General features: G+C 64.4%; 2 protein-coding genes. Both read right to left on the bottom strand.

From position 1 onward, the window contains the following. Window positions 1-1,016: cytochrome c oxidase subunit II (coxB, locus tag AWB68_RS44540; protein ID WP_087650409.1), on the bottom strand; the 1,016-nt coding region annotated here is incomplete at its 3' end. Between the two features lie 33 nt (window positions 1,017-1,049). Next, window positions 1,050-1,766 (bottom strand): thiamine pyrophosphate-dependent enzyme (locus AWB68_RS44535; RefSeq protein ID WP_235028871.1); only part of this gene is annotated, 717 nt, incomplete at its 5' end.

The raw sequence follows: 1,766 nt of genomic DNA, 5'->3' as shown, positions 1-1,766 counted from the left end.
CGGCTCAGGATCATGCTTGGCATCATCGATTCGGGCTTGATCTGCTGAGCGTGCGTGATCCAGTCGAGCTGGTTTGCAGCGGTATTGGACAGCATGCCGGCGGCGATCAATCGACGCGTATTGAGGTGCGTCAGGTCGGGCGCCTGTGCTCCAACAGCCGACGAACCCCGGATCGCGTGACAGCCGGCGCATCGCTCGTCGAACAGCTTCTGCCCGGCCGCGACCGACGGGCTCGCCGCCTCTGCCTGCGCGTGTGGCTGGGCTTGTTGCGCCCGCCACGCCGCAAAATCGGTGCGGCTCTGCGCGATCACTTCAAGCGCCATGTGCGCGTGCTGCGCACCGCAAAACTGCGAACACTGGCCGCGATAAACGCCAGGACGATCCGCCTCGATCCATTGTTCATTCGTTTGACCGGGGATCGTCTGCGTCTTGCCGGCGAGAACTGGCACCCAGAACGCATGAATGACGTCCGCGCTTTTGAGCTCGACCTTGACCGGTTCACCGACGGGAATGTGCATCTCGTTCGCCGTGACCAAGCGTTGGGCCGGATCGGCGGAATCGGTGTAAGCGATCTTCCACCACCAGTCGTACGCGGTGACGGTAATGGTCAGCGAAGGAGCATCGTTCGGCCTGGCGACGCTTTCGAGCGTCATCAATGCGTAGACGAGCATGGCGACCAGTACGACCGTGGAGACGCCAGCGCCCACGTAAATCCAGCTCGATCCGCCGCCGGTGGCTGCCAGCGCGCCAGGGTCGCCGGGAAGTGGCATCGGTCGGCGCCTCAGGATCGCGACGGTCAGCAGCACCGCAATGATCAGACACACGCCAACGCAGATTCCGGCAAAGATCCAACCCAGCCTGAGCGTCGGCGTCGCTGCGGGTCCTGCTGCATGAAGGAAGTAGTTCAGCGGCGCGGCGACCTCGGCGGCCGATGCCGTGGGGAACCCGCGCGCCGCGAATATCGCTGCAAGAACCGTAGTGCGCCCACGCGGGGCCGCGCGAATAGAGTTGATCATTTGACAGGCTCAGCACCGCTGCGGGCCGAGCCCCTACCGGTCCTTGTGCCCCGGCAACACCGCGCTCAGCACCTGCTTCGCGGTATCGAGCAGCACGTGGCCCTGGTCCGGGTCGCCCTTCATGAGCGTTGTCGCGAACGCCTTCGCCTGCGCCATCGTGATGTGCGGCGGCAACGGCGGCACGTTCGGATCGGCCTTCACCTCGATCACGACCGGACGATCCGCCACGAGCGCCTCGTCCCACGCGGCGCCCATGCGCTCGGCATCGTCGACGTAGAGGCCCTTCAGGCCGATCAACTCGGCGAACTTGTGATATGCCACGGACGGAATATCCTGCGATGCCTCGAACTTCGGGTCGCCCTCCATCACGCGCTGCTCCCACGTGACCTGGTTCAGGTCCTGGTTGTTCAACACCATGCAGATCCAGCGCGGATTCGACCACTGCTTCCAGTATTTCGACACCGTGATCAACTCGGCCATGTTGTTCATCTGCATGGCGCCGTCGCCGACGAGCGCGATCACCGGTTGTCCCGGGAACGCAAACTTCGCGGCAATCGCATAAGGCACCGCCGCGCCCATCGACGCCAGCCCGCCGGACAGCGAACACATCATGCCGCGCTGCACTTTGAGGTCACGTGCGTACCAGTTCGCGCACGACCCGGAATCGCTCGTGACGATCGCATCGGCCGGGATGCGCGACGACAGTTCCCACACGCTGCGTTGCGGATTGACGCCACCCTTGGCCGGTTC

The sequence above is a fragment of the Caballeronia choica genome (assembly GCF_001544535.1).
GTDB lineage: Bacteria > Pseudomonadota > Gammaproteobacteria > Burkholderiales > Burkholderiaceae > Caballeronia > Caballeronia choica.
Note: the sequence above shows the minus strand (reverse complement) of the source record. Positions and strands in the feature narration are given on the sequence as shown.